21 protein-coding genes and 3 pseudogenes are annotated in these 25936 nt (G+C 61.9%); 7 read left to right on the forward strand and 17 right to left on the reverse strand.

Going from position 1 to position 25936, the window contains the following annotated elements; genetic code table 11:
* Positions 1-26 precede the first annotated feature (26 nt).
* The 3 genes and pseudogenes from FXB41_RS13350 to FXB41_RS13360 form a co-directional block, all read right to left on the reverse strand.
* Positions 27-1367 (reverse strand): MFS transporter, encoded by a 1341-nt coding sequence (locus FXB41_RS13350; RefSeq protein WP_219682081.1) that lies wholly within the window; start codon positions 1365-1367, stop codon positions 27-29.
* A gap of 145 nt (positions 1368-1512) precedes the next feature.
* The gene (locus FXB41_RS13355; protein ID WP_219682151.1) at positions 1513-1971 is read right to left on the reverse strand and encodes a YybH family protein; all 459 of its coding nucleotides are present in this window, start codon (positions 1969-1971) and stop codon (positions 1513-1515) included.
* A gap of 391 nt (positions 1972-2362) precedes the next feature.
* Positions 2363-3291, reverse strand: a pseudogene (locus FXB41_RS13360) (aspartyl/asparaginyl beta-hydroxylase domain-containing protein).
* A 249-nt stretch (positions 3292-3540) separates the two neighbouring features.
* Between FXB41_RS13360 and FXB41_RS13365 the strand changes: the two are divergent.
* A complete protein-coding gene (locus tag FXB41_RS13365) occupies positions 3541-4203 on the forward strand; it encodes a hypothetical protein (RefSeq protein WP_246648806.1) in 663 nt (220 codons plus the stop codon).
* On the opposite strand, the gene FXB41_RS13370 is transcribed toward FXB41_RS13365, so the two are convergent.
* From FXB41_RS13370 to FXB41_RS13380, 3 genes and pseudogenes are all read right to left on the reverse strand, one after another.
* Positions 4172-4327, reverse strand: a complete 156-nt coding sequence (locus tag FXB41_RS13370; RefSeq protein WP_219682082.1) for a hypothetical protein — start codon at positions 4325-4327, stop codon at positions 4172-4174. The two genes, FXB41_RS13365 and FXB41_RS13370, sit on opposite strands and share 32 nt — an antisense overlap.
* Before the next feature lie 145 nt (positions 4328-4472).
* Positions 4473-4644, reverse strand: a pseudogene (locus tag FXB41_RS13375) (LysR family transcriptional regulator); the annotation flags it as partial.
* A 720-nt stretch (positions 4645-5364) separates the two neighbouring features.
* Positions 5365-5805: a hypothetical protein gene (locus tag FXB41_RS13380; RefSeq protein WP_219682083.1), complete on the reverse strand. Its 441-nt coding sequence runs from the start codon at positions 5803-5805 to the stop codon at positions 5365-5367.
* Positions 5806-6092: 287 nt separating this feature from the next.
* On the opposite strand from FXB41_RS13380, the gene FXB41_RS13385 reads away from it, so the two are divergent.
* From FXB41_RS13385 to FXB41_RS13395, 3 genes are all read left to right on the forward strand, one after another.
* Positions 6093-6662, forward strand: a complete 570-nt coding sequence (locus tag FXB41_RS13385; RefSeq protein ID WP_219682084.1) for a DUF2939 domain-containing protein — start codon at positions 6093-6095, stop codon at positions 6660-6662.
* Between the two features lie 590 nt (positions 6663-7252).
* Positions 7253-7606 carry an integrase arm-type DNA-binding domain-containing protein gene (locus FXB41_RS41940; protein ID WP_376707499.1) on the forward strand — a complete coding sequence of 118 codons (354 nt, stop codon included), beginning with the start codon at positions 7253-7255 and terminating at the stop codon, positions 7604-7606.
* Positions 7570-7830, forward strand: coding sequence for a hypothetical protein (locus tag FXB41_RS13395; RefSeq protein ID WP_219682086.1), 261 nt, complete (start codon positions 7570-7572; stop codon positions 7828-7830). The genes FXB41_RS41940 and FXB41_RS13395 overlap by 37 nt, the downstream gene beginning before the upstream one ends.
* Positions 7831-8522: 692 nt before the next feature.
* Here FXB41_RS13395 and FXB41_RS13400 read toward each other — a convergent pair.
* The 5 genes from FXB41_RS13400 to FXB41_RS13420 form a co-directional block, all read right to left on the reverse strand.
* Positions 8523-9509 (reverse strand): O-antigen ligase family protein, encoded by a 987-nt coding sequence (locus tag FXB41_RS13400; protein WP_219682087.1) that lies wholly within the window; start codon positions 9507-9509, stop codon positions 8523-8525.
* Between the two features lie 396 nt (positions 9510-9905).
* The gene (locus FXB41_RS13405; RefSeq protein ID WP_219682088.1) at positions 9906-10235 is read right to left on the reverse strand and encodes a hypothetical protein; all 330 of its coding nucleotides are present in this window, start codon (positions 10233-10235) and stop codon (positions 9906-9908) included.
* 422 nt (positions 10236-10657) lie between these two features.
* On the reverse strand, positions 10658-12079 hold the full coding sequence (gene ahcY / locus FXB41_RS13410) for an adenosylhomocysteinase (protein ID WP_219682089.1): 1422 nt from the start codon (positions 12077-12079) through the stop codon (positions 10658-10660).
* A 124-nt stretch (positions 12080-12203) separates the two neighbouring features.
* Entirely contained in the window at positions 12204-13400 is a 1197-nt protein-coding gene (gene metK, locus FXB41_RS13415; protein WP_007601978.1) for a methionine adenosyltransferase, read from the reverse strand.
* A 60-nt stretch (positions 13401-13460) separates the two neighbouring features.
* Positions 13461-14816 (reverse strand): hypothetical protein, encoded by a 1356-nt coding sequence (locus FXB41_RS13420; protein ID WP_007601977.1) that lies wholly within the window; start codon positions 14814-14816, stop codon positions 13461-13463.
* Between the two features lie 172 nt (positions 14817-14988).
* Here FXB41_RS13420 and FXB41_RS13425 point away from each other — a divergent pair, with 172 nt between their 5' ends.
* The 3 genes and pseudogenes from FXB41_RS13425 to FXB41_RS13435 all read left to right on the forward strand — a co-directional run bounded on the left by FXB41_RS13425 (position 14989) and on the right by FXB41_RS13435 (position 18732).
* A complete protein-coding gene (locus tag FXB41_RS13425; RefSeq protein ID WP_219682090.1) occupies positions 14989-16707 on the forward strand; it encodes a caspase family protein in 1719 nt (572 codons plus the stop codon).
* Positions 16708-17019: 312 nt separating this feature from the next.
* Positions 17020-17463, forward strand: a complete 444-nt coding sequence (locus tag FXB41_RS13430) for an arsenate-mycothiol transferase ArsC (protein ID WP_219682091.1) — start codon at positions 17020-17022, stop codon at positions 17461-17463.
* A 169-nt stretch (positions 17464-17632) separates the two neighbouring features.
* Positions 17633-18732: pseudogene (locus FXB41_RS13435) on the forward strand (IS256 family transposase).
* Positions 18733-19509: 777 nt separating this feature from the next.
* On the opposite strand, the gene rfbB reads toward FXB41_RS13435, so the two are convergent.
* The 6 genes from rfbB to FXB41_RS13465 form a co-directional block, all read right to left on the reverse strand.
* Positions 19510-20571 carry a dTDP-glucose 4,6-dehydratase gene (rfbB, locus tag FXB41_RS13440; protein ID WP_219682092.1) on the reverse strand — a complete coding sequence of 354 codons (1062 nt, stop codon included), beginning with the start codon at positions 20569-20571 and terminating at the stop codon, positions 19510-19512.
* A gap of 15 nt (positions 20572-20586) precedes the next feature.
* The gene (gene rfbA / locus FXB41_RS13445) at positions 20587-21474 is read right to left on the reverse strand and encodes a glucose-1-phosphate thymidylyltransferase RfbA (RefSeq protein WP_219682093.1); all 888 of its coding nucleotides are present in this window, start codon (positions 21472-21474) and stop codon (positions 20587-20589) included.
* A gap of 830 nt (positions 21475-22304) precedes the next feature.
* A complete protein-coding gene (locus tag FXB41_RS13450) occupies positions 22305-23423 on the reverse strand; it encodes a cobalamin-independent methionine synthase II family protein (protein ID WP_219682094.1) in 1119 nt (372 codons plus the stop codon).
* A gap of 19 nt (positions 23424-23442) precedes the next feature.
* On the reverse strand, positions 23443-24159 hold the full coding sequence (locus FXB41_RS13455) for an ABC transporter ATP-binding protein (protein ID WP_219682095.1): 717 nt from the start codon (positions 24157-24159) through the stop codon (positions 23443-23445).
* Positions 24152-24907, reverse strand: coding sequence for an ABC transporter ATP-binding protein (locus FXB41_RS13460; protein ID WP_219682096.1), 756 nt, complete (start codon positions 24905-24907; stop codon positions 24152-24154). Before FXB41_RS13460 ends, FXB41_RS13455 begins: the two co-directional genes overlap by 8 nt.
* Positions 24904-25932, reverse strand: coding sequence for a branched-chain amino acid ABC transporter permease (locus tag FXB41_RS13465; RefSeq protein WP_219682097.1), 1029 nt, complete (start codon positions 25930-25932; stop codon positions 24904-24906). Before FXB41_RS13465 ends, FXB41_RS13460 begins: the two co-directional genes overlap by 4 nt.
* Between the last annotated feature and the right edge of the window lie 4 nt (positions 25933-25936).

Below are 25936 nucleotides of genomic sequence, written 5' to 3' on the forward strand. Positions count from 1 at the left end.
CATCGCGTCCGGGGCTTTTTGCGGATTCAAGTTCGTCGCTCGTAAGCCCCCGCCGCGTTGATGTCCTTTCCGGTGTAATCGGTCATCATCGCGGTCGCGACCAGCGTCACGACCGCGCAAATCGCGATGTAGACCGCGATCGCGGTCGCCGAGTGGAACGTGCCGTACAGCCAGGTGGCGATCAGCGGTGCGGGGCCGCCGGCGATCACGGATGCGAGCTGATAGCCGAGCGAGGAGCCGCTGTAGCGCAGGCGTCCGGTGAAGCTCTCGGCGATCAAGGCGGCTTGCGGTCCATACTGCATGTCGTGCGGAATCAGCGACAGGATGATCGCGAGGAAGATGATGGTCAGCGACCCCGTATTGAGCATGGCGAAATAGACGAAGCCGAAGATGCCCGTCACAGCAGCGCCGAGCATATACATGTTCTTGCGGCCGATCTGATCGGAGATATGTCCGCACAGCGGGATCGACACGAACGACAGCACCGAGGCCGAGAGCACCGCGGTCAGCAGGAAGTCGCGCGATACGTGCAGGGTGCCGATGCCATAGGAGAACACGAAGGCCGTGAAGATGTAGAACGGCGCCTGCTCCGACATGCGCGCAAACGCAGACAGTAGAATCTCCTTCGGGTATTCCCGGATCACCGTGAGCATCGGCGTGCGATCGACCTGGCGTTCGGCCACGAGCTTGGAGAACACCGGGGTTTCGAGAATGCCGAGCCTGATATAGAGGCCCACGCCGACTAGGATGATGCTGAGCGCGAAGGGAATACGCCAGCCCCATGCCAGGAACTGATCACCCGCCATCTGGCTGAACACCAGCACGGCAAGATTGGCGAGGAAAAGCCCGCAGGGCACACCGAACTGCGGCCATGATGCGATCAATCCACGGGATCGGTCGTTGCGCGCCCATTCCATCGACATCAGTACCGAGCCGCCCCACTCACCACCGACGCCGACGCCCTGAATGAACCGCAGCACGGTCAGGATCACGGCGCCCCAAATACCGATGCTGGTATAGGTCGGCACCACCGCCACCGCAGCGGTCGCCAGTCCCATCAAGAGCAACGTCGCGATCAGCGTGGATTTACGTCCGATGCGGTCGCCATAATGGCCAAAGATCGCCGCGCCGACGGGCCGCGCGGCGAATCCGACCGCGTAGATCGCAAACGCCTCCAGCGTGCCGACCCAGGGATCGGAGTGAGGAAAGAAGAGCTTTGCGAAAACCAGACCCGTGACGGTGCTGTAAAGAAAGAAGTCATACCACTCGATCGCGGTCCCGATTGTGGAGGCGATCACGGCGCGGCGAAGCTGGCGCTGATGCTCGGGGGCAGTAAGTCGGGTGGCGTCGAGATCAAGGGTTGCCATGGGAGCGCATCCTCAGATAGGCCCCCGCTTGCGTGTTTTCACCTGTTATTGTTGCCGACAAAACGACGTTGGGTTCCAAGAGTTCCAACCGACGTGAAATGGGAGGCTAAAACTTTAGTCGGTCGATAAGCCCCGCGAGGGGGCACTACCAAGCCTTCACCGGCCGATTGGCGTGGCTTGTCTGCGGCACACCGCGATTGAGCGACATGTGCGAATGCACGCAGAGCCAGCTATCGCCATGTCTTGAAAACACCATCGTGGCCCGACCGGGGCGTGGAAACGCGCTGCCGTCGGGATGATAGCCCGTGCTCGTCCATGGCACGATCACTGTCGCCATTGTGCCATCGGACGATGCCAGGATCGAGGCCTGGGCGATGACGAAACGGAAGTCGGACGTCTTCGGCCAGACGTTGTCCCATTGCGTGGTGACCCATTGGTCGAGGCCGGGAATGACGTCGTTGTGCGTGCCGAACGCCAGCACATCCGGATGGAAAAGCGGCCGCGCCGAAGCATAGTCGACCTCGCGGACATAGCCCGCGAAGGTCTCCAGCCAGTGGCGAAAGAACTGCGTGATCTCGGTATTCGCGGTCGGCAAGGAGGCCATCGCCTGCTCCATGTTCGGCAACTCAATCGCGGCAGTCTTTGTTGCCATGAGGCGAACCGTCCAGCAAGGTATGTGGAGAGCACCGGTGGAGATCGATCCACGAACCGGGCCGATTTCATGGAGGCGGACTCATGAGACGCCCTCTCCTGCTTGCGGCCACGCTTATCGTCTCGTGCAACGTTGCCGGCGCGCAGTCTGGTCAGCCCTATGCTGGCCTTGAGCATCGGCCCATCAAGGCGCTGTCGCACCAGCAGATCGAGGATCTTCGAGCCGGACGTGGTATGGGTCTGGCGCTTGCCGCCGAGCTCAATGGATATCCCGGTCCGAGCCATGTTCTCGAGTTCGGTGATCGACTTGCTCCGAAGAACACAAGCACCGTCACTAAACGCGATCACCGCAATGCCGACAGCACGATGAGGCCGAGGATCACCGCCGTCAGCGAATATTTGAGTGTGTAGTAGACGTTGCGATTCCATTGCTTGACCTTGCGGCTCGCAAGATGGATCTCGTAGAGCTTGCCGAACACCTTGTTGAGCACGCCGACGCTCTCGCCGTCCACGTTCTGGGTTGCAGAGGCCTTGACGATGTGGTGGCTGACCCAGCGGTTGATCGCGGTCATGAAGCCGTATTTCATCGGACGCTCGACGTCGCAGAACAGGATGATGCGGTTGACGTCGGTGGCATTCTCGGCGCTGTGGATGAAGGTCTCGTCGAACATGAAGGCCTCACGTCGCGCCAGACGCATTCGACGCCGTCGACCAGGATGCGGCACTTGGTCGAGTTCGGCGTGACGAGGCCGAGGTGGTAGCGCAGCGAACCGGCGAAGGGATCGCGGTGGGCGCCGAGCTTGCCGCCCGGCGGCAGCATCGCAAACATCGCACCATGCACGCTCGGAATGGAGTTGAGCAACTCCACCGTCTTCGGGCACAGCGCGCGCGCCGAGGGCAGGAAGTCGTCGTACCATTTCAGGTAAAAGCGTTTCCAGCCGCTCTTGAAGAACGAGTAGAAGCCCCAATCGTTGTTCTTCGCCGCCGCGCGAATGAAGCCTTCGTCGAACAGGCGAACGGCCTCGTCGCGAATGGTCTCCCAATTTTCGCTGAGGGCTCTCAGCTCGGGAAACTGATCGACCGCGATCACCGGCTTGTTCGGCACCGCCGAGCCCGCGTACATCAGCACATTGTAGGGCGCGAGATAGGTGGAGTGGTCGCCAAGCTGGCGCGCGAAGCGCAGCCGCTGCTTGCCGCGGAAATGAACGTAGATGGTCGATGCCGCCAGCACATAGAGAATGACGAGTTGCGGCGCAAAAAGCAGTTTTAACATCTCCCCAATTCCCGGTGATTTAACCGGGGACGTGATCTATCCCGGCGCGGCCCGAGTGGCAAGATATCGACATGCATCCTGGCTGCTCCGCAGGTTGTGATTGGCACGGCCCTGGGCGGGGCGGCGCACAAGTACAAATCGAAGCCGCGCCCACCTCGATACCGGCGTTGCAGCCGGTTTCGGCCACGTAGTATCTTTGGGTTCCACAGGTTGGGAATCTGGAGTTGCGTCTTGGGGATATGGCGGTCGTTGGCGGGCTTCGCCCTCGCGCTGTCTCTGCTTGGAATATCCGTACCCGCGAATGGCCAAGGCGTTCAGCCGCGGCCGCAGCAGGGCAAGACGCCAGATCCGGAGCTGCGCGGCCAATGGCTGCGGCAAGGACAGACATTCGCCTGCCGCGTCGAAACCAAGAAGGGCGCCGCCCCGCCGGATCCTGATTTACTCAGCTTCGCCTGCCAGCGCATGGGCGCGCTGGGCGTCGGCATCTCGGAGGCGTCACTGAAGGCCGCGCTCGGCGAACCGCACCGCAAGCTGCCGCCGGCGAACAACGCAACGAACTATGTGTACTTCCTCGGCAAGGCCGATCAGTCTCCTTATCTCGCCGCAACCGTGAAGGCGAACCGCGTGATCGCGCTTCAGGTCAGCGGGCCGGCACCTGCCCCCGGCTACAGCTTCAACCACATCAATCTCGGCGACAGCACCGAGAAAACTGATGGCGCAGTTCGGCGGCCCCTTCCATGTCGGGCCGAGCGGGCTGGAGAAGACCGAGCTCTGGACCTATCATCTATGGCCCTTCTCATTCGAAGTGCAGGCGGACCGCGTCACGTCAATCCGGATCAGCGATCCGACCGTCCAGTAAACAGATTGTACGAGGCCCTGGTCACTCCCGTGACAGGGCCTGGAGACCCTTGAAGGTCAGGCGCTTCGGGTCGGTGACGCCGGCGAGATACAGGCGGCGGATGAACGTGATCACGGCGTCGCGGTCGCAATCGGTCAACGCGACGACGGCGTCGACCGCGATTCTCTGGGCTTCCATTGGGCTCACCTCGGCCTTGCAAGTAACCCCGGCCGAGACAGGCTAGGACTCCGCGGTTAATCCGGCGTTAACCGTTCGGGCAACATGGCCGATTCACCCGAGCGGCCGTATACGCAAAACAACGCATTGCCTGGGGTGCAGCGGCTCACCGGGCAGTGATGCTGTTCTTGAGCTGGGCAAACAGCTTCTTCAGCCGCGGCACCGCAAAGTCCGCGAAGGTCCGGACCTTCGGCACCGAGAGCCGGCCCTGCGGACAGATCAAATGCGCGGGCATCTCGGGATTCCTCGCCGGCCAGCACGATCTCAAGCTCGCCGTGCTTGGCAAAGCGACCGCGCGGACGCCCAATTCACCAATTCCATGGCGCCCGGTGATCTGCCTTTGTCGCGAGGGAATTGGCTTCACACCGCTGGACCATGACCAAGAGACGCCTCGCAAGCCTCAACAAAAACTGCGATGTGAATCGGTAATTAGGTTGTAAGCGTAGCCGAAGATTTCTAGTCCATGACGAGTGCGCCAATGGCTAGCCTACGAGAGGATGCATCGTCTCTTACATCCCCTCCGAAATAGGTGGTGAGATTATGATCCGAACGTTTGGGGTAGATCGCGGCAGACCCTGCCCAATTGGGGTGCGATATCCCGATCAACTGATGGTACTGTTTCTCAAAGCCGGGAATGACTTTTTCCATCCTCCATAAACGTAAGCACGTTGATGGACTCAGGCATCTCTGGGAAGATGCTTTTTTTGCCCACAGCCCTCCACGCCGGTCGTAGAGCTCGCGATGCCCTTGCCAGACCGAATGTGTTCTTCAACGAAAAGCACCCATGTCTATGATGGTCGGCAGACTTTGTGAGAGCAGCCGGATGTTCTCCTTTGCATCTGCGAGCGACGGAGATGCTGACATTTCCTCTTTCCTTGCGTCGCGCCATGCCTCAATCGCCATGATTGAGCAACCGGAGGGCGAGTGCAAGAACGTTATTTTTTCTGACGCTGGGTAATTGGATTGGTGGCCGGTCTAACGGTGGCAGCACCTTACCCTCATGTGGCCGGCGTTCGTCGAGGTAGCGCCTGTGCTAGGCGCCGAGCGGGTATGAGGCCTACATCTGTCAAGAATTTGAGATGAGTCGCCGCCTGGTCCGAGTCATAGGTTCTTACTTCAAGGATCAGTGTGCTTTCAGTCTTGAGCGCTTCGAGTCGTGCATCAGCTTCCGCCTGATGTCGAGCCTGTTGTTGCGCATTTTCCGCTTTCCGAGTTTCCAGCTGTTTTTGGTGGGAGGAGACTATGTAGCTGATTGTACCCGAGTTCGGTGTCACGAGGGCCGCGATCACTCCAGATATCACGACCGGGTTCGAAAGCACGGCGATGGCGGGCCTAGTCCTGTCTGCCAAGTCCAAGCGTTTGCTCTCGGGGTCGAGCTTCGCAACTTCGAGCTGAACATTCTTGTGTTCGGCCTCGATTTCCTCAACAGTCGATGGCATAGCCGATTTCCTCCGCATCAAGCCAAGACCGGTCCGACAGAGTGCGGATTGTTTTGCGGCCGGCGGCTGACGGCAAGCTGGCATTGCCGGTGGATTGACGCGTTTGATCCTTTGACCCGCCGGGATTCAGGAGCTGGCTCGGGTGTGCGCGCAACTTCGCCTATCGGCGTCACAGATCGCCATCTTTGCGCAGCCGTTCAAGTTTTGATCGCACTCGAGCGAGCACCTGGTTTATCTTGGTTGCATAGGCTCGAGGAACGATGGTTCACCCGTTGCGTTGAGACAACGTGAGATGGTTCTTTTATGCCATAGCCGCCCTGGCAATCTGCCTGGCGATCTATGCGGGCTCGGCGTTTGCTTCTTTGGCTAGCCTAGTCGTGGCTGTTCGCCGTGGGGACGCCGAACATGTCGTGGCCCGCACAGATTTACCCCGGGTGCGCCATGCTATGGTCGATCAACTCATTGATGCGTATCTCCGCCGGCTGGGGCGTCAGCGGCCGGTAAAGCCGTTCGAGCGGCTCGCAATCAACACGTTCGGCGCCAGCATCGCTGACGAGCTGGCGGGTAAGCTGATGACCCGCGAAAATATTGCGGCGCTACTTCAAACAGGTGCAGTACGAGGCGATGCCGAGATCGGCGCCATACCACCTCTAGCAAATGTCGATTTGTCAAACGTCGCGACTTACATGGGTCGAATCGTGCCGATCAAGCCGGTCGAGTTCTCATTGCGGCTCGGCTCCGAGGAAGATGCCGGAAGCATAAGCATGCATTTCAGCGGCGACGGCTGGAAACTCTCAGCCATAAACCTGCCTGCCCGCATGCTGTCCAAGCTCGTAGAGCGATTGCCGACGCGCTAGAATCGAGTGTTGGTTTGCCGCGCTAATCGGCGGCAGCCCAACGCCGCCGGCTGGACCATCGCCTACGTCCTTTCAGGGCTAGAAGATCAGCCCGGATCGCAGCGCAAACCACACGATGAAGGCCAGCACCATCGCAAAGAGCGTCCCGACGGCCAGCAGCTTCGTGATGATCTCGGCCATCTCCTCGGATTGGGCTCTCTCATTTCGCTTCCTCCGCGGCCATTCCCAGGCGCTTCCCAGTTGCAAATCTCTGGGAAGCAAATGAGCGGAAGGTGAGACTAAGTTTTTGATTTTGTTGGTGAGCGCGCTGGGGCTCGAACCCAGGACACCCCTGACTAAAAGTTATATCTGACCTCGATTTGTAACTGACTCCGAGATCTGCACAATCTCGCAAGTAGCTGATTTGCAGGGATTTTTAGATTTACGTTGCTATCCCTGAGTATCCACGTGCAACCCGATTTTCGTTGCACGCGTTGCATCAGCGTTGCACGGGCAGAGGACCATAAAGCGTGAAGGCGAAGATCACCAAGAACCGCGGTCGCTAACTTCCGCCGGGCGAGTTCATCAGCGATACCGAGATCAAAGGCTTCATTGCACGGCCTTTGCCGATTGGCACCGTAACGTTTGGCTACCAATACACGGCACGGGGAGAAACGCGGCGTTGGTTCAAGCTTGGCCTTTACGGCTCGCTGACCGTTGCGGAGGCCCGCACAGCTGCCAAGATCAAGGCCGGAGATGTCGCCGGTGATGGCAATCCCGCCGCCGAGGTAGAGATCGCGGTGCGCGGTCCACCAACACCGTTCGCTTCGTCGACGAGGAATGGGACGAGAAGTACGCGGCAGTTGCCAGGGAGGGGAAACCACCCAGGAGCCGCAAGGCCATCTCGGGCATCTTCAGCCGGCACATATTGCCGGAGATCGGCGACATTCCGGTCTATGACCTGACCCGCACCGCGAAGACGACCGGCAGCATCACTGACATTCTCGACAAGGTGAAGGCGAACGGCGGCGCCAAGGGCGGCCTTCCGATGGCCAACCGCGTTCACAGCCACCTCAAGACAGTACTCAGGTGGTGGACAGATCGGGACGAGAAATTCGCCACGCAACCGATGCCGAGCAAGAAACGCCGGGGGCAAGGAAAAGAGCCGGGAGCGATTCCTTCCGTTTGACGCTCCGGCGCGGCCAAACCCGCGCTCAGCGCCCGCATGATGCCGATCCGCGCGGACATCGTTGGCCCACTGCCACCTGCCACTCCGGCCGATGTTGGGTCGCCCGCGGCAGCGGCGAGATGTATTGTCCGGGTCCCCTAGGATCACCAGATTCTGGCCAGCCGCAGGATGATTGGGTCGCCGAAAAGTCAGCCCTAGCCTCGTTCGGTCATTCGTTGCGCAAGTTCCCGTCCGGAAAACTACTGCCAATGTTGGGAAACGAACAGAACGGCGCTCCGAGCTGTGAGTAAGCTCGGAGCTGCTTGAGCTTCCCCAAGGTCCAACCACCCCACGGTCCCGGCCTCCAACGCCCACCTACGAAACCCCACGGCCGGGGCCGTTTTCCCCGCTATCGGCCTGCAAACAACGGCGGCTCATTCCAATTGAAGTCCGGCCTGACCTCGGGCCGCGCCTGTCGCAGGAGTACAGACGAAGCGCAGTTCAAGTGATGACGCGACGAACGCCAAAAGGCAAACCATGGCAGCTGATACTACGCGCGCTCACCACGGGTCCTGGACTGATCGACGGCGGTGCACTGAGCCATCGCCGCGTCGGCTATATGGTCCCTACGAACAATAGACCTACTTCATAACGCTGCTATATAGCCTAGCATTAAGAACATCACGTCGTTTCGACTAATACGCCCATGAGCACTAGCCATCAACGCGGCGAAGACGACACCCCGCGAGTGCGAACCGCGCCTCCGTCGAAATGCGAGCTAGCTTAACCATCGATAGATCGAGCGGTGCAAACAGTAGAACCAGCAGGGCGGCGCCAGCGATCCAACCGAACTCAACCGCCGCCTGCATGAACGCATTATGCGGCGCAAAGACTCTAATGCAGCTCCTTTCCGCGAAGCGGTCCAGCCCAATGCCGAATAGCCCGGCTCGCGGTAGAATACGTAGAGCTGCTTCCGGATCGCAATCGAATTGTCGATCTGGATCGGCGGACACCCGCCCATGGAAGGCGAGAGGCGCTCGACCTCTAGGCCATCCGAAGCTGTGGCGATCTTCATCAACTAAAGCGACGTTGTGTGCCAGCGCGCAAGACGCCCGCGACGACGGCGCAAATGCGATGCCAAGGACGGCACGAGCGACCGTTCGGCTTACTACTGACGCATCGAGCAGCGCCACCGTCGCCAGCACTACCGCTAGCGCCAAAAATGTAAATCGCACCTCGGAAGCGGCAAATGCCGCGACAGGCCGCGCTAGAGCGAGACCAAGGGCCAACATTCCGCGTCCCGCGAATCTGCTCGACGTTGCAGCGGCGAGGATCACAAAGCTTAGCAGCATAGTGAACTGCGCAGGCGCCGCATCAAACTCGCCAAAGACCATTGCTGCCCGTGTCTGGCGGACCACTGCTCGATGAGTGCAGGGATCGTCACCAACGCTCCGATCACAACCGTCGGAGCGGCAACGGCAAATTCCCCCTTGACCGGGTCGGTGTCTCCCATACTCGACCGGCGGGATATCGACGGACTCAGATATCTCGGTAGCAACGGTCTGCTGCTCTTCAGCACCGCCCCATTCCGCCGGCTTGTCTTCTTTCGGATGAGCGACACGCGCGCGCTCGATTGCCGGTGCGTAACATAACGCTGCGTCCACGAGGTTCGACGACCAGTTCATCGAGATCCGCCGCATTGCTCACGCCGCCTGCCCTCAAGCTAGCGAAGACACCACGATCCCACGCTCGAGAGCTTCATCGATCGAGGCAGGCTCTAGACTAGCGTGGTGACTCGGGGCGGCGCTGGCTGGCGCGACCGCCAGTAGGATTGCACACGATGTTCTACGCAGATGGGATAGAGCCAGCCCGGAGGGATCGCGGCGACCCTCTCTTTCCCTCCAGCGCTGCAGGCGCACAGAAGCTCATCGACGCCTCCCATTGCTGCTGGTGGAAGCGCGCTCGGCATCACCCATCCAGCCGAATGCCCGAAGAATCGATCCTCCGAATTATACACCAGTTCGAACGAACTCAGGCCACAGGCCCGCCAGCGTGAACCGGCGAGCATGGTGAGCGCGAGACGAAAGCCCCTCGCTTTATTGGGGACCGAGCTTCATGGTGATCTCTTTGAACCAATGATCGGCTTTCATGCGTAACCGTTCTGACGGGTGCCCGTCGCGGATTTGCACAAGGTAGGGAACGACCTGCCGAAGGATACGTCTGCATTCGCGCGCATTCTTGCGGTCCAAATCCGTACGGGCGCGTCCCACGGGAGGATGGGTAAGTCGAACAGCGATCTCGGTCCATTTCAACCTATCTGTGGCGCTCAACTTTGGCTCGAAAATTGCCGAGCGAATGATCTCGGGCATCTTCTCAAGGGATTCGTGGAGAACTTTTTGGTACTCTCTCTCGATCTCGTCAGGCATGGGAGGTCAGCCGCTCAATGGAATCAGGGCGCGAACCTATTTAAGCTCCGCGCCCTAGCGTTGTCACTGTGGGGAAAACTACCCCCCCTCAGCCGCCGCCGGTCGCGCACCTGAATGCCGCAGGGACATCCGCCTTGTTCAACAATGGCGGCTTTGTCGTGACCTACGACAGCGACAAGGTGCTTATTGAAAGCCACGCCGGCGATGCCGTTGAAATGTGCCGCGCATCCATCCCTGCCGGTTGCCCGTGAGGCGATGAACGTGGTCGCGAATAGAACATCACGAATTTGCGGGCGCACGCCCACACTAGGCTTCCTGACGCCCAGCACAGGTGCGGCGACGCCTGACTTGGAATCCGAAGCAGATGTGCAAAAGCCCCGGATTGCCCCGGGACTCTTGATTTGTATCGATAGATGCGCCGATCAGTAGCGGTAGTGATCGCTCTTGTACGGGCCTTCCTGCTTCACGCCGATATAGTCGGCCTGGTCCTTGCGCAGCTCGGTGAGCTTGACGCCGATCTTGGCGAGGTGCAGGCGCGCGACCTTCTCGTCGAGCGTCTTCGGCAGCACGTAGACTTCCTTCTTGTACTTGCCGTCCTTGTTGTTGGCAAAAAGCTCGATCTGCGCCAGCGTCTGGTTGGTGAAGGAGGCCGACATCACGAAGGACGGGTGGCCCATCGCATTGCCGAGGTTCACGAGGCGGCCTTCCGACAGCATGATGATGCGGTGCTTGTCGGGGAATTCGATCTCGTCGACCTGCGGCTTGATGTTGGTCCACTTCAGGTTACGCAGACCCGCGATTTGGATCTCGTTGTCGAAGTGACCGATGTTGCAGACGATGGCGCGATCCTTCATCGCGCGCATGTGCTCGATCGTGATGATGTCCTTGTTGCCGGTCGCGGTGACGAAGATGTCGGCGCGGGGCGCGGCGTCTTCCATGGTCACGACTTCATAGCCTTCCATCGCCGCCTGCAGCGCGCAGATAGGATCGACTTCGGAGACCATGACGCGGCAGCCGGCCTGGCGCAGCGAGGCGGCCGAACCCTTGCCGACGTCGCCGAAGCCCGCGACCATCGCAACCTTGCCGGACATCATCACGTCGGTGCCGCGGCGAATGCCGTCGACCAGCGATTCACGGCAGCCGTAGAGGTTGTCGAACTTCGACTTGGTGACGCTGTCGTTGACGTTGATGGCCGGCCATAGCAGCGTGCCGGCCTTCTGCATGTCATAGAGACGATGCACGCCCGTGGTGGTCTCTTCGGAAACGCCCTTGATGCTCTTGGCGATCTCGGCGAAGTAGCCCTTCGGCTTCTCTTTGAGCTGCTTCTTCAGAAGCGCGAAGAAGACTTCCTCTTCTTCCGAACCCGGCTTGTCCAGGAACTTGGTGTCGCCGTTCTCGGCGCGCAGGCCGAGATGGACGTACATGGTGGCGTCGCCGCCGTCGTCGAGGATCATGTTCGGGTGACCGCCGCCGTGCCAGTCGAACAGCTTGGCGGTGTAGTCCCAGTACTCGGTAAGGCTCTCACCCTTGACCGCGAACACCGGAATGCCGGCGGCTGCGATCGCAGCCGCGGCGTGGTCCTGCGTCGAATAGATGTTGCAGGAGACCCAGCGGATGTCGGCGCCGAGCGCTGCCAGCGTCTCGATCAGCACGCCGGTCTGGATCGTCATGTGCAGCGAGCCGGCGATGCGCGCGCCCTTCAGCGGCTGCTTCGGGCCGTACTCCTCGCGGGTGGCCATCAGGCCGGGCATCTCGGTCTCGGCGAGCGAGAGCTCCTTGCGGCCGAAATCGGCGAGCGAAATGTCCTTGACGATGTAATCGGTGAAGCCGGGCTTCGCGTTCATTGCGGGCGTCCTGTTGTTGAATTGGTTATTCCGGGTCGCCCTGGAGAGGCGAGCCCGGAATCTCGATACGATGGAAGAATTCCGGATTCGCCACTGTGGCGGCGCCCGGGAATGACGTCGGCGATCAGACTGCGCGCTTGAGCGCTTCGACGAGATCGGTCTTCTCCCAGGAGAAGCCGCCCTCGTTGTCGGGGGTACGGCCGAAATGGCCGTAGGCGGAGGTGCGCGCGTAGATCGGGCGGTTGAGGTCGAGATGGCTGCGGATGCCACGCGGGGTGAGATCCATCGCCTTGGCGGCGGCCTTCTCGAGCTGTTCCTCCGACACTTTACCGGTGCCGTGGGTGTCGATGTAGATCGACAGCGGACGCGCCACGCCGATGGCGTAGGCGAGCTGCAGCGTGCAGCGATCCGCAAGACCGGCCGCGACGATGTTCTTGGCGACGTAGCGGGCAGCGTAAGCCGCGGAGCGGTCGACCTTGGTCGGATCCTTGCCGGAGAACGCGCCGCCGCCGTGCGGGGCCGCGCCACCATAGGTGTCGACGATGATCTTGCGGCCGGTCAGGCCGGAATCGCCGTCGGGACCGCCGATGTAGAACTTGCCGGTCGGGTTGATGTGCCAGATGGTCTTCGCAGTGATCCATTCCTTCGGCAGCGCCTCGCGCACGTAGGGCTCGACGATGTCGCGAATTTGCTTGGACGAGATGTCCTCGACCAGATGCTGATGCGAGACCACGATCTCGCGCACGCCGACCGGCTTGCCGTTCTCGTACTGCACGGTGACCTGGCTCTTGGAGTCCGGGCCCAGCACCTTCTCGCGGCCGGAGTGGCGCGCTTCCGAGATGAGGCGCAGGATCTTGTGGGCGTAGAAGATCGGTGCCGGCATCAGATCCGGCGTCTCGTTGGTGGCGTAGCCGAACATGATGCCCTGGTCGCCCGCGCCCTCTTCCTTGACTTCGCCCGGCTGCAGCGCATCGACGCCCTGCGCGATGTCGGCGGACTGCGGATGCAGCAGGATCTCGATGTCCGCCTTCTGCCAGTGGAAACCTTCCTGCTCGTAGCCGATGTCCTTGATCGCGGCGCGCACGACGCCTTCGATCTGCTCATTGGTGACGGATGCGGGACCGCGGGTCTCACCGGCGATCACGACCTTGTTGGTGGTCGCGAGCGTTTCGCAAGCGGCACGAATTTGCCAGGGATCGATGCCTGCTTTCGGTCCTTCGCGGTAGAACAGATCGACGATCTCGTCGGAGATCCGGTCGCACACCTTGTCCGGATGGCCTTCGGACACGGACTCGCTGGTGAAGAGATAGGACGCGCGCATCAGTAACCCCTTGTTCCGCCGCTAGCTGGCGGGCGTTGCGATATTTAGCTTTGAATGATGTCAATCACGCCGGCGCGAGATGACGTAGGATTCGTCGAGAAACCAGAGCCCATTGTACTTTCGCAGCACGTCCCTGGCGGCATCCAGAGTGCGGCCGTTTTGAGTCATTTCCGTCAACCGGTCGTCCTCAATCTGAGCCACATACACCGCCGCATTCCAGGCTGCAAAGGCCGTCGAGGTTCCGATAGTGCCCGTCACCTCGTTGGGCAGCGCTTCCATATCATACCTGAAGATCGAGCGGTTATCAGCGTAAGCATTAAAATTTAAGTCGCGGCCCACCGAGCCGAGCTCGTACTTCACCGCGCGCAATAGCTCATGACGGCTCACCGAGAAAGGATTTTCTCCGGGCCAGATCGCCTGGATCATCTCCATGCCCGGATCCTGGCCGTGGGAGTGAATTCCGATCAGGCGGCCGCCCGCCCGCAAGGCCCGGGCCAAGGGCGCAATGATCCGTTTTGCCCGAAAATTCACCGAGGACAGCGCACGGTATGGCTGGGATGCGATAACGAGATCGAAATTGGCCTCGGCCTGACCCGGCCGCGGAATGGTCGAATCGAGCAGAAACCGCTGGTCTTCACGGTAGAGCACCAGCACGACAGGCCGCTCATAGAGCGGCATTCCCGTGCGCGGGCTGACCGCTGCGCGCCAGTTCTGCTCCAAAAACGGCTTCAACTCCGCGATTTGCGTCTCGAACTCGCCCGAGGAAGCACCCCGCAGCGGAACTTCATGCCAGACTGTCGCGGCTGCCGCCGCGGGCGATGAAGGCGTGAGCCAAGGCGCCTCCGCATAAAGCATGTTGGTAAAAACGAACACCGAGGCCGGATGCTCGAAAATGCGATCCGGCACCTTGTCCAGCGTCAGGCGGAGGTCCTCGAGACTGAGCTCCTTGCCGGCGACATAGAAGGGCATGTGCGGAAAGCGCTGATGCATCGAGCGCAGCACACGCGCCAAGACCGTGCCGTCGCCAACGCCGGCATCGAACACGCGCAGCGCCGGGGGGCGGGGATGGATGCTGGCAAGCTCCAGCGCCACGCGCTCGGCGACCACCCGCTTCTCACTGCAAGTGTGGACGAACAGCAGGTATTTCTGGCGGTTCTCGAAAAAGCGGAAATTGCCGCGCGGATCGCGCTTTTCCGGGGGCACCTGAAGTCCCCGTGGCGGCGGCACGCCGCCGGCCATCGATGCGGCCATGTAGGCCTGGATCCGGTCCAGGGTGTCGATCGTGATGCGCTTGCCCTCGCGCAGGCGGTGCACGAGCTTCCCATCGTTCACCGCGCGCCGGCCGAACGTCGACTCCGCCATGTCCGCCTTACGGCAGAACTCGGTGATTTGGCTCAGGATTTCGTCATTCTTCATGAAGTGGGACGCAGTGGGCAGAAGGATTGGGTAACGCCTCGTAGCAAAATCTGCCCACTGAGGGAATAGGGGATAGAGCCGCCCCCGCTGCCGTGTGCACAACAGCGAGGCCGTGAACCACCTTCCCCTGCCGGGCAACAAACAGACGCCTCTCCTCTACGGGAACACCGCCATGCGCCGCCTCCTCGTCGCGCTCTGCCTGCTCGCTGCAACGCTGTGGTCGGCGTCCGCATTTGCGCAGGCGCGCAACCAGCTTGGGCCGCTCTGCACCACCGACACCACGCCGGCGGACCAGATGATCGACGCCTGCAGCAAGATCATCGCGCTGAAGGTGTTCAAAAGCGAGCAGCTCGCAACGGTCTACTTCTGGCGCGCGGTGGGCTGGAACAAGAAGGGCGATTACGCCAAGGTCATCACCGACGCCACGGAAGCGATCCGGCTCCAGCCGAGCCAGGCAACCTATAATCTCAGGGGATCGGCCTACTACGACAGAGGCGAGTACGAAATCGCGATTGCCGATTTCGACGATGCGCTGAACCTGGGCCCGCCTGATGGTACCATCTTCCATAATCGCGGCAATGCCTGGCGCGGCAAGGGCGACTACACCAAGGCCATTGCCGATTACGATATGTCGATCAAAGCCGATCCGAAATCGGCATTCTCCTACCAGAACCGCGGCATCTCCAAGGAGGCCCTCGGCAACCTCGACGGCGCGCTGGCCGACATCAACCAGGCGATCCGGCTCGACCCGACGTTGCCGCAGCCGCTGATCAACCGGACCGCGATCTGGCGTGTCAGAGGCGATTACGATCGCGCGATTGCCGACGGCAGCGAAGCGATCCGGCTCGCGAAGGAGAAGCCGCCCGTCAACATCATGACGCCGCCGAACAGCGTGCTGATCTCGGGCTACACCCATCGCGCGCTGGCCTATGAGACGAAAGGCGATTACGCGCACGCGAGCGACGACTACAAGGCCACGCTGGCGATCGCGGCGTCCGATGCCGGCAGCAAGGCCAATCAAGCCACCGCAAAGGTGCGGCTGTCGCTGATCACCGACGCTAGCGTGCCGATCCCGCGCGATGCGCCGTCACCGACGACGCAGCCGGCAAAGGCGCCGGCTCCCCAGCAGACGGGTGCCGCGGCGCCTCCCTCGCCTGCTCCGGCCGCGCGCGGCACGCGCATGGCGCTGATCATCGGCAACGGCGCCTATGCGCATGTCAAGGCGCTGCCCAATCCGCCCAATGACGCGCGCGCCGTTGCGAAGAGCCTGCGCGATATCGGCTTCACTGTATCAGAAGGCGTCGACCTCGACCGCTCGGCGATGCAGAAGATGACGCGTGACTTCTTGCGGGAGGCGGCGCGGGCGCAGTTCGTGGTGGTCTACTATGCTGGCCACGGCGTGCAGGTCGACGGCCGCAACTATCTCATTCCGGTCGACGTCGAACTCAAGCCGGGCGCGAGGATGACGGACGCGATGATCGACATGGACACGATCATGGCCGGCCTCGACGACCAGGTCCGCACCAACATTTTGATCTTCGATGCCTGCCGCAATAATCCGATGGCACAGCAGGTCGCATCAGCCGGCACCAACCGCGCCATCGAAGCTGCCTCGGGCCTCGCGGCGCCGACGAGCCTGGGATCCGGCGCGACGCTCGGCGCCGGCACGCTAATCGCTTTCGCAACGGCGCCGGGCCAGGTCGCGCTCGACGGCGAAGGCGCCAACTCGCCGTTCTCCGCCGCGCTCTCCCGCCATCTCGGCACGCCCGGCCTGGAAGTGCAGCAGATGCTGACGCGGGTGCGGGCCGAGGTGGTGTCGACCACGAAGAACAAGCAGGTGCCGTGGTCGAACTCGTCGCTGCTGGGAGAGGTTTACCTAGCGGAGAAGTGAGGGCAGCGGGCCGGGCCCTCACCTTGTCTACGGCTTCTCGAAACCATCCTAACGCGGCGTGGAGCCGATCCATCCGAAGGCAATGCCGCTGATCCTCTACACTGTCAAAGTGTGCGGTGTTCGGATAGACGGGCCGCGCGTCGAGGCCAAGACGCTGCAGCGTCCGCGGTCCCACGAACGCTAAAGATGCTAAAGATGATGGGGTGCGGGAGCTCGAAAGAGGACTTCAGCCTCCGAAATGACCGTGTCAACGGGCCACTTGACGGTTTGCAGCTCCCCTGCTGGTTTACCGGACCAAAAAGGGGACGCGCAATGTTGAACAAAGTCCTTTTCCTGTGCACCGGGAACTACTATCGAAGTCGATTTGCAGAAGAGCTATTCAATCATATTGCAAAACTTGAAGGTCTGGAATGGCATGCATTCTCTAGAGGAGTGACCGACAACGGTTCGTCCGACAACATTGGGCCGATGTCGCGATTTGCGCGTGCGGGTCTCCATGCAAGGGGCATAGTCCCGCAGGGTGCAGCGCGTGATCCGCAGCCGTGTTCGTTGAGCGATTTCGATGCTTCCAGGCTCGTGATTGCGCTAAAGGAGGCCGAGCATCGCCCGCTGATCGAGCGCCGGTTTCCGGAGGCCGCTGACAGGGTCAGTTACTGGCACGTGGACGATATCGATTGTGCCGAACCTTCGGTGGCGTTGGCGATCATTGACGAACACGTGCGCGAATTGGTCTCAAGAATCCGCTCTCTAGTCTGATGCCAGGTCGTGTCCCCAGTGGTGGTGTAGTTCGGTAGAGCAAAGCCGCCCGGACGCGCGCCCTCAAATAGCGGGCGGGCGGCTTTGCGGTGGTCACCGGCAGTTCTCCGGTAGGATCGGGTTGCGACACGCCAACGCAACCGAGGAACCACCGATGACCGACGACATGATGAACCTGCGCACGCTCGTGGAGAAGACCCCTGATGCCGATCTGTTGCGCGAGATGATCGGCTTTGCCGCCCAGCGCCTGATGGAGCTGGAAGTCGAAGGCCAGACCGGGGCGGCCTACGGCGAGAAGGCCCCCGAGCGCCTGGCCCAACGCAACGGCTACCGGGACCGGACCTGGGAGACCCGGGCTGGCGCGGTCGAGCTGCGCATCCCCAAGCTACGCAGGGGTTCTTGCTTCCAGGTTTTCTGAAGCCGCGCCGCATGGCCGAGAAGGCGCTCACCGCCGTGGTGCAGGAAGCCTACGTGCAGGGGCGTCTCGACCCGCTCGGTGGACGATCTGGTGCAGGCCATGGGCATGACCGGCATGTCCAAGAGCCAGGTGAGCCGGCTCTGCGGCGAGCTCGATGACAAGGTGAAGGCATTCCTCGCCCGCCCGATCGAGGGTGACTGGCCGTATCTATGGATCGACGCCACCTACGTGAAGGTGCGCAAGAATGGCCGTATAGTGTCGGTCCCGGTGATCGTAGTGGTCGGCGTCAACAGTGATGGCCGGCGCGAGGTGCTCGGGATGGACATCGGTCCGTCCGAGGCCGAGACGTTCTGGACGGCGTTCCTGCGCAAGCTTGCGCGCCGCGGCATGCGCGGCGTCAAGCTGGTCGTGTCCGACGCCCACGAAGGCATCAGGGCCACCATCGCCAAGGTGCTCAATGCCTCGTGGCAGCGCTGCCGCGTCCACTTCATGCGCAACGCGCTGGCGCATGCCGGCAAGAGCGGCCTGCGCGTCGTCTCCGCCTTCATTGCCACAGCATTCGCACAGGGCGAGGCCGAGACCGACGTGCTGGCCTACATGACCTTCCCGCCGCAGCCCGGACCAAGCTGCACTCCACCAACGCGATCGAGCGCCTCATCGGCGCGATCAAGCGGCGGACCGAGGTGGTCGGCATCTGCCCCAATGAGGACACCGTCGTTCGCCTCATCGGACCGATCCTGCTCGAGCAGAACGACGAGTGGGCCGTCCAGCGCGCACGCTACCTGACGCTGGAAACCATCGCGCCACTGAGCGATGATCCGAGTGTCAGCCTCACGGCTATCGCCAGCTGACCGGCCCGGCTCTCGCCGGTGAACGCGTGCCCCACCGCCAGCTACACCACGGAGACACCTTCCTGATGCCAAGAATGCAACGCGCGAGTTTAGAGTGTGATCACGCGGCTGTTCGTCCGTTTCGCCAGCGCCAAAAATCCATCTCCGAGTCCGGCGGCAACCAAGGGCAGGCACGCACTGGGAAGAGCTCTATGAACGCTGACGCAGGAGCCGCCACTTTCATCCTTGTAACTATCTCATGCGGGCGGCGGCTGTCGGACGCCGCCCCAAAGTCGGCGCTGGTGTACGTTTTCTGCGGCGAGCCTATCGCCTCCTCCTGAAGAGCACACGGGGAAGACGATGTGGTTGCAAGACTTCACTGGATCCGTTCGAGACGACCGCTCCCGGCCGGCCGTGTAAAGCCAGGGCACAGTTTGATTGAAGGACGCAATCAGGGAATTGAAGGGAGCGGGCGATGCGATTGGCCTCGATGGCGCGGATAACGCGGTCAAGCCCGATCGACGGCCAGGAGAGAGGCGCTCTTGCCGACTGCGGCGAACGACGCAAGGCCATGCGCGACTTGGCTGACCACATCGATGCTGTAGCCGCTGTCGACGCCGCACCGGTCGGCCACGAGCTTTGCGCGACTCTTGAACGACGAGCAATGGTCGACAACGATGTCGAACTTCGGCTAAGCGCTCGCGCAATACCTCGCAAGACAGCGAGGATTAAGCTAACCGCTCAACCTTACCGCGATGAAATCGGCGCACAGTGCTCCGTACAAGCACGGGAGATTAGTCAACCGAGGCCGATCCGCGTGTGCCGGTAGCCGCGATCGAGGATGTTCTGCCACCATGTCCGGTTGTCGCAGAACCAACGGACGGTCTTTGCAAGTCCGCTCTCGAAAGTCTCGCGCGGCCGCCATCCGAGTTCACGTTCGATCTTGCCGGGATCCATGGCGTAGCGAAGATCGTGGCCGGGCCGGTCGGCCACGAAGCTGATCAGGTCGCGGCGCTTGATGGTACTGGGCGATAGCTCGTCGAGCAGATCGCAGATGCGCGTCACCACATCGAGATTAGTTCGCTCGCAGCGCGCGCCGATATTGTAGGTCTCGCCTATCGTGCCGTGCTCGAGCACGAGCGTCAGGGCCTCCGCGTGATCGGCGACATAGAGCCAGTCGCGGATATTGCCGCCGTCGCCATAGACCGGCAGCGGCTCGTTCGCCAGTCCGCGAATGATCATGTGCGGGATGAGCTTCTCGGGAAAATGATAGGGCCCGTAATTGTTCGAGCAGTTGGTCACCATGGTGGGAAGCTCGTAGGTCTCCCGCCAAGCGCGAACGAGATGATCGGACGAGGCTTTACTCGCCGAATAGGGCGAATTTGGCGCATAGGCCGTCTCCTCGCTGAACAGACCGCTCGCACCGAGCGATCCGAACACCTCGTCGGTCGAGACGTGAAGGAAGCGGAAATGTGCGCGCCTCTCCGGCGTCGTTCCACGCCAGTGGCGCAGCGCCTCCTGAAGCAAGATGAAGGTACCCACCACGTTGGTCTGAATGAACTCGGCCGGGCCGTCGATCGAACGGTCGACGTGGCTCTCCGCCGCTAGGTTCATCACGGCATCCGGCTGGTACTTGTCAAACAACGCCCTCAGGCCGGCGCTCTCGCCGATGCATTGCTTCTCGAAGGCATAGTGCGGATCGCTGGTTGCGCCTGGTAGTGACTCGAGGTTAGCCGCGTAAGTCAGCTTGTCGATGTTAACAACGCGAGCGCTAGTGCCCCCCAGCAGATGGCGGATCACGGCCGAGCCGATAAAGCCCGCGCCGCCGGTCACGAAGAGGGTGGTGCCGTCAAAACGCATTCCGTCTCTGCTTCATTAGCCACCTGCCTCGCGCCCGAACGAGCGGTAGACCGACAGCAGATATTCGCCGTAGCTGCTTTTGGCGTTTTTTTGCGCCGACTTTTCGAACGCTTCAAGGGAGATGTAGCCTTGTCGCAGCGCAATTTCCTCCGGGCAGGCGATGCGCAGACCCTGCCGCTGCTCCAGGATCTGAACGAAATGGCTGGCTTCGACCAGGGAGGAATGCGTGCCGATGTCGAGCCAGGCCATGCCGCGGCCCATGAGCCGCACGAACAGATCGCCGCGCTCCAGATAGACCCTGTTGACGTCGGTGATCTCGAGCTCGCCACGCGCGGATGGCGCTATGCCGGCGGCGATGTCGAGAACGTCATTGTCATAGAAATAGAGTCCGGTCACCGCGATGTTAGAGCGCGGCTGTCTTGGCTTCTCCTCGATGGACAAGGCGCGGCCGCTGGCGTCGAGTTCGACCACGCCATATTGCTCCGGCGCGTTGACGGGGTATCCGAAGATCGTGCCTCCCCGCTTGCGCGCGGCGGCTTCCTTCAGCATCTCTGGCAGGCGATTGCCGTAGAAGATATTGTCACCCAACACCAGGGCGACCGGGTCCTTGCCGACGAAGTCGCGACCGACGATGAAGGCATCCGCCAGTCCACGCGGGCTGTCCTGATGTGCATAAGCGAAGCGCAGGCCGAGTTCGGATCCGTCACCGAGCAACCGCTGGAACAGCGGCTGGTCCTGTGGTGTCGTAATAATGAGGATGTCCCGGATGCCGGCAAACATCAGGGTGGACAGGGGATAATAGATCATCGGCTTGTCGAAGACAGGCAATAGCTGTTTCGACACCACGGCGGTCACGGGATGGAGACGCGAACCGGTCCCCCCCGCCAGGATAATGCCCTTCATGCGCCCCCTCGAAGCCTGAGATTAGCAATCTTCCCCTTTAGACAATGAATGGCCCAGACCGCGCAAGCCGATTCCACGCGCAGTCGCCGGCGATGTAGACAGACGCAGTCGCCAAATGGTCTGTATTGAGAATGGCGCGCCCCGGCGACATTCGCTGCTTGTTGTTGGAGCCGATCAGCCAGTTTCCCCGTCCGGGACCTCACCCATGAGCTCGGGACAGAGCCAACGCCCTAGACGTCGACCAATTACGTGATGCAGCACACCCAGCCAAAGCGGTGCAACGCAACCAAGTCTCGCAGCGGGCGGACAAGCACCAAGTCCCCTTCGCTTCATATTGCGCTACCTGGGCACGCTCCGCGGAACACCTTCTGCAACTCGGGATCGTCGTCGGCCTCACGCTCGCAGCGCTGAACTCGGTTCAGGATTCGAACGTCGTGACGTCGCCGGTGATCCATGCGTCGCCGATCAAGACAGCTTGCCCGATGCGATCGCTCCTCTCGCCAAGACAAGGGTCTGATAAGGTTGCCGTTCCCCAGCTATTGACGAGCCGCCCACGCCTGCGACATTGGCCGCCGATCGAGGCTATGACAGCAACGCCGTCCTCGACCTCGCGACCAGCAAAACCCGATCGAACACCCCTTCTGCAAGTTCAAACGGTTTCGCCGGGTGGCAACCCGTTTCGACAAACTCACACGCAACTTCATCACCGCTGCGCTTCTTGCCTCAATCCGCCTCCGGCCCAGAGGTTATGGGTCCACTCCCCAGCTGGGGCGGAGACCGCGCGAAGAGCTACGGGGCTTTCAGGCCTCCCACCTAAGACACGCGGTGCGTCAGTTACCCCACACTTCCTTCGCGATTTCGACCGCGAGACTGAGCTTGGCCCACTGCTCCTCTTCGGAGAGGACGTTGCCCTCCTCCGTCGACGCAAAACCGCACTGCGGGGAAAGTGCAAGCTGCTCCAGCGGGGCGAACTTGGCGGCTTCCTCGAGACGGCGCTTGATGCCGTCCTTGTTCTCGAGTTCCCCGAACTTCGAGGTGATGACGCCGACCACGACGACCTTGTTGCCTTTGGGCAGGAAGCGCAGCGGCTCGAAGCCACCGGCGCGGTCGCTGTCGTATTCGAGGAAATAGCCGTCGTAATTGGTGCCGGCGAGCATGGTCTCGGCAACCGGCTCGTAGCCGCCTGACGAAATCCAGGTCGAACGGAAATTGCCGCGGCAGACATGCGTCGTCACCACCATGTCGGCGGGCTTCTCGGCCAGCGCGTAGTTGATGACGCGCGCATAGATCTGCTGGAGACCCTCGGGATTGTCGCCGCGCTCGCGCGCCTTCTGCAATTCGTCCGGCGAGCAAAGATAGGCCCACACGGTATCGTCGAACTGGAGATAGCGGCAGCCGGCGTCATAGAACGCCTTCACGGCCTTGCGGTAGGTCTTGCCGAGGTCTTCGTAGAAAGCGTCGAGATCGGGATAGACGTCCTTGGAGATCGCCTTGCGGCCGCCACGGAAGTGCAGCACCGCAGGCGACGGGATCGTCATCTTGGCGGTGACGTGGGCCTGGTCGGCGACCTTCTTCAGGAAGCGGAAGTGATCCAGCATCGGATGGTCGTCGGGAAAGTCGAGCCTGCCGATCACCCGCACCGCATCATGCCGCGTCTCGACGCCCGCGAACTGGATGCCGGTGTCGGGGTGGAACATTTCGCAACCGGTGAGCTTGGCCAGGAAATCGAAATGCCACCAGGAGCGGCGGAATTCGCCGTCGGTCGCGAGCTTCAGGCCGAGCGAGGCCTGCTTATGCACGACCTTCTCGATCTCCATGTCCTCGATCTTGCGCAAATCGTCGGCCGAGATCTCGCCCTTCTCCAGCCTGGCGCGGGCTTCCTTGATCTTGGCGGGGCGCAGGAGGCTGCCGACCTCGTCGGCGCGGAAGGGGGCTTTGGTTCGCTGCATTTCTTACTCCCAGTTATTTTTAGTGGGCCGCCGCCCCTGCGACGCCGAGGTGGCGCTCGAGGACCGACGGGTCGGCCTTCAGCGCGGCGCTCGGGGCGTCGTGGACGATCGTTCCGCGCTCCAATATCACAACACGGTCGGCCAGCCCCAGAATCTTTTGGGCATTCTGCTCGACGATGACCGAGCAGATGCCGCCCGCCCGCGTGATGGTCCCGATCGCTTTCAAGAGCTCCTCGACGATGATGGGGGCAAGGCCCTCGGTCGGCTCGTCCAGGAGAAGCACCTTCGGATTGAGGGTCAGCGCACGGCCGATCGCGAGCATCTGCTGCTCACCGCCGGAGAGCTGGTTGCCAAAATTGCTCCGCCGCTCCTTCAGCCGCGGGAACATCTCGTAGACCCTCTCGACAGTCCAGGGGCCGGGCTGGGCCACTGCGGTCATGTTCTCCTCCACCGTGAGCGAGCGGAAGATGTTGCGCTCCTGCGGCACCCAGCCGATGCCGGCGCGGGCCCGCTGGTCGGGCCGCAAGGTCGTGACGTCGGTGCCCGCCAGCCCGACAGTGCCGGAGAAGCGACGGGTGACGCCGACGATCGAGTTGATCAGCGTGGTCTTGCCGGTGCCGTTGCGCCCCAACAGCGCCAGCACCTGGCCTTCGGCGAGACGCAGGGACATGTTCGGCAGCACCACGGCCTCGCCGTAACCGGCGCGAAGCGAGTCGATCGTGAGCAGGTCAGACATTGACCGCCTCCTCGCCGAGGTAGACCGCCTTCACTTGCGGGTCGCGCGCGACCTGCTCGGGCGGGCCTTCGGTGAGCAGCGCGCCGGAGACCAGGACAGAGATGCGGTCGGCGAAGGAGAACACGAGGTCCATGTCGTGCTCGATCAGTAGCACGGTCACATCGCGCGGCAGGCTGCCGACGACGGCGAGGATGTCGTGGCGCTCGCTCTCGGGCACGCCGGCGGCGGGCTCGTCCAGCAGCAGCACGCGCGGCTTGGCGGCGATCGCGACCGCGATCTCGAGCAGGCGCTGCTTGCCATAAGGCAGCGTCACGGTCTGCTCGTTCTTGACGTCGAGCAGGTGGAAGCGTGTCAGGAGGTCGGCGATCTCGCCGTTGACGTCGCTGCGCGTGCCCATCCGCCGCCACCAGTCGCCGCCATGGCCGAGGCGCTCAGAGACAGCGAGACCGATGGTCTCGAGCGGGGTCAGGTCGGGATAGAGCTGGTTGATTTGGAAGGTACGCGATAAGCCGCGCAACACGCGCTTGTGCACGGGCAGATCCGTGATGTCCTGGCCTTCGAGCAGGATGCGGCCCGAGTTCGGCTTGAGCACGCCGGTGAGCTGGTTGATGACCGTGGTCTTGCCGGCGCCGTTCGGGCCGATCAGCGCGTGGCGGGCGCCCTGCTCGATTTTCAAGGACAGATCGCGGGTGACGCGCAGACCGCCGAACTGCTTTTCGAGATTCTGGGTTTCGAGCGCGATGGTCATGCGTCGCTCTCCGGCGCGGCGACCACGGCCTTGCGCCCGGCTATCTGCCTGATGACCAGATTGGGCACATACAGCATCCAGCGATGCAGGCGCTGCCGTCCGATCAGGACGATCGCGACCAGCACGAGGCCGATCCAGAACTGCCAATATTGCGGAGTAATGGTCGAGAACAATTCCTGCAGCATGCGAAACAGCACTGCGCCGATCAGCCCCCCATAGAGATAGCCGGTGCCGCCGATGACGAGCACCAGCATCAGGTCCGCCGAGCGCTCGAAGGCGAACACGTCGAGCGAGGCGATCGCGGTGGTCTGGGTGAACAGCGCGCCCGCGATGCCGGCATAGAACGCCGCGAGCGTGTAGATCGCAATCAGCCGACGGTTGACGGGGATTCCGATCGCGGCCGCGCGGAGCGGATTGTTCTTGATCGCCCGCAATGACAGACCGAACGGCGAGTGCACGACCCGGCGAGCGAACAGGAACAACAGAAACAGAACGGCGAGCGAATAGAAGAAGCCGGTTTTGCCGAACATGTCGAACGGGATCTCGCCGAAGATCGGCTGCATCTCGATACCCTGCAGGCCGTCGGTGCCACCGGTGATGTTGGAGAAGCGTTCGGCCAATGCCTCAAGCAGCAACGCGATGCCGAGCGTCACCATCAGCCGAGTGAGATCGACGCCACGGATCACCAGGAAGCTGGTGGCGAAGCCGAGCACCATCGCGACAAGGCCGGCGACAACAAGCGCAAGGACGGGCTCGTTGATGATCCCGTGCAGCGCGAGAAGCCCCGCCGCGTAAGCGCCGACGCCGAAGAAGGCGGCATGGCCGAGCGAGACGATGCCGGCGTAGCCGAGGATCAGATCGAGCGACATCGCAAACAGCGCCAGCCGCAGGATGTCCGTCATGATCAGGTAGCGCGAGGGAAATACGAAGCCGCAGGCCAGCACGATCAGCCAGAAAGCGGCCTCGCCATAGTGCCAGCGTGCCTGGCGCTGGGCGTGATAGCCGACGTCGGAGGAGGCGCTCATCGGC

The sequence above is a fragment of the Bradyrhizobium canariense genome, from assembly GCF_019402665.1.
Taxonomy (GTDB): domain Bacteria; phylum Pseudomonadota; class Alphaproteobacteria; order Rhizobiales; family Xanthobacteraceae; genus Bradyrhizobium; species Bradyrhizobium canariense.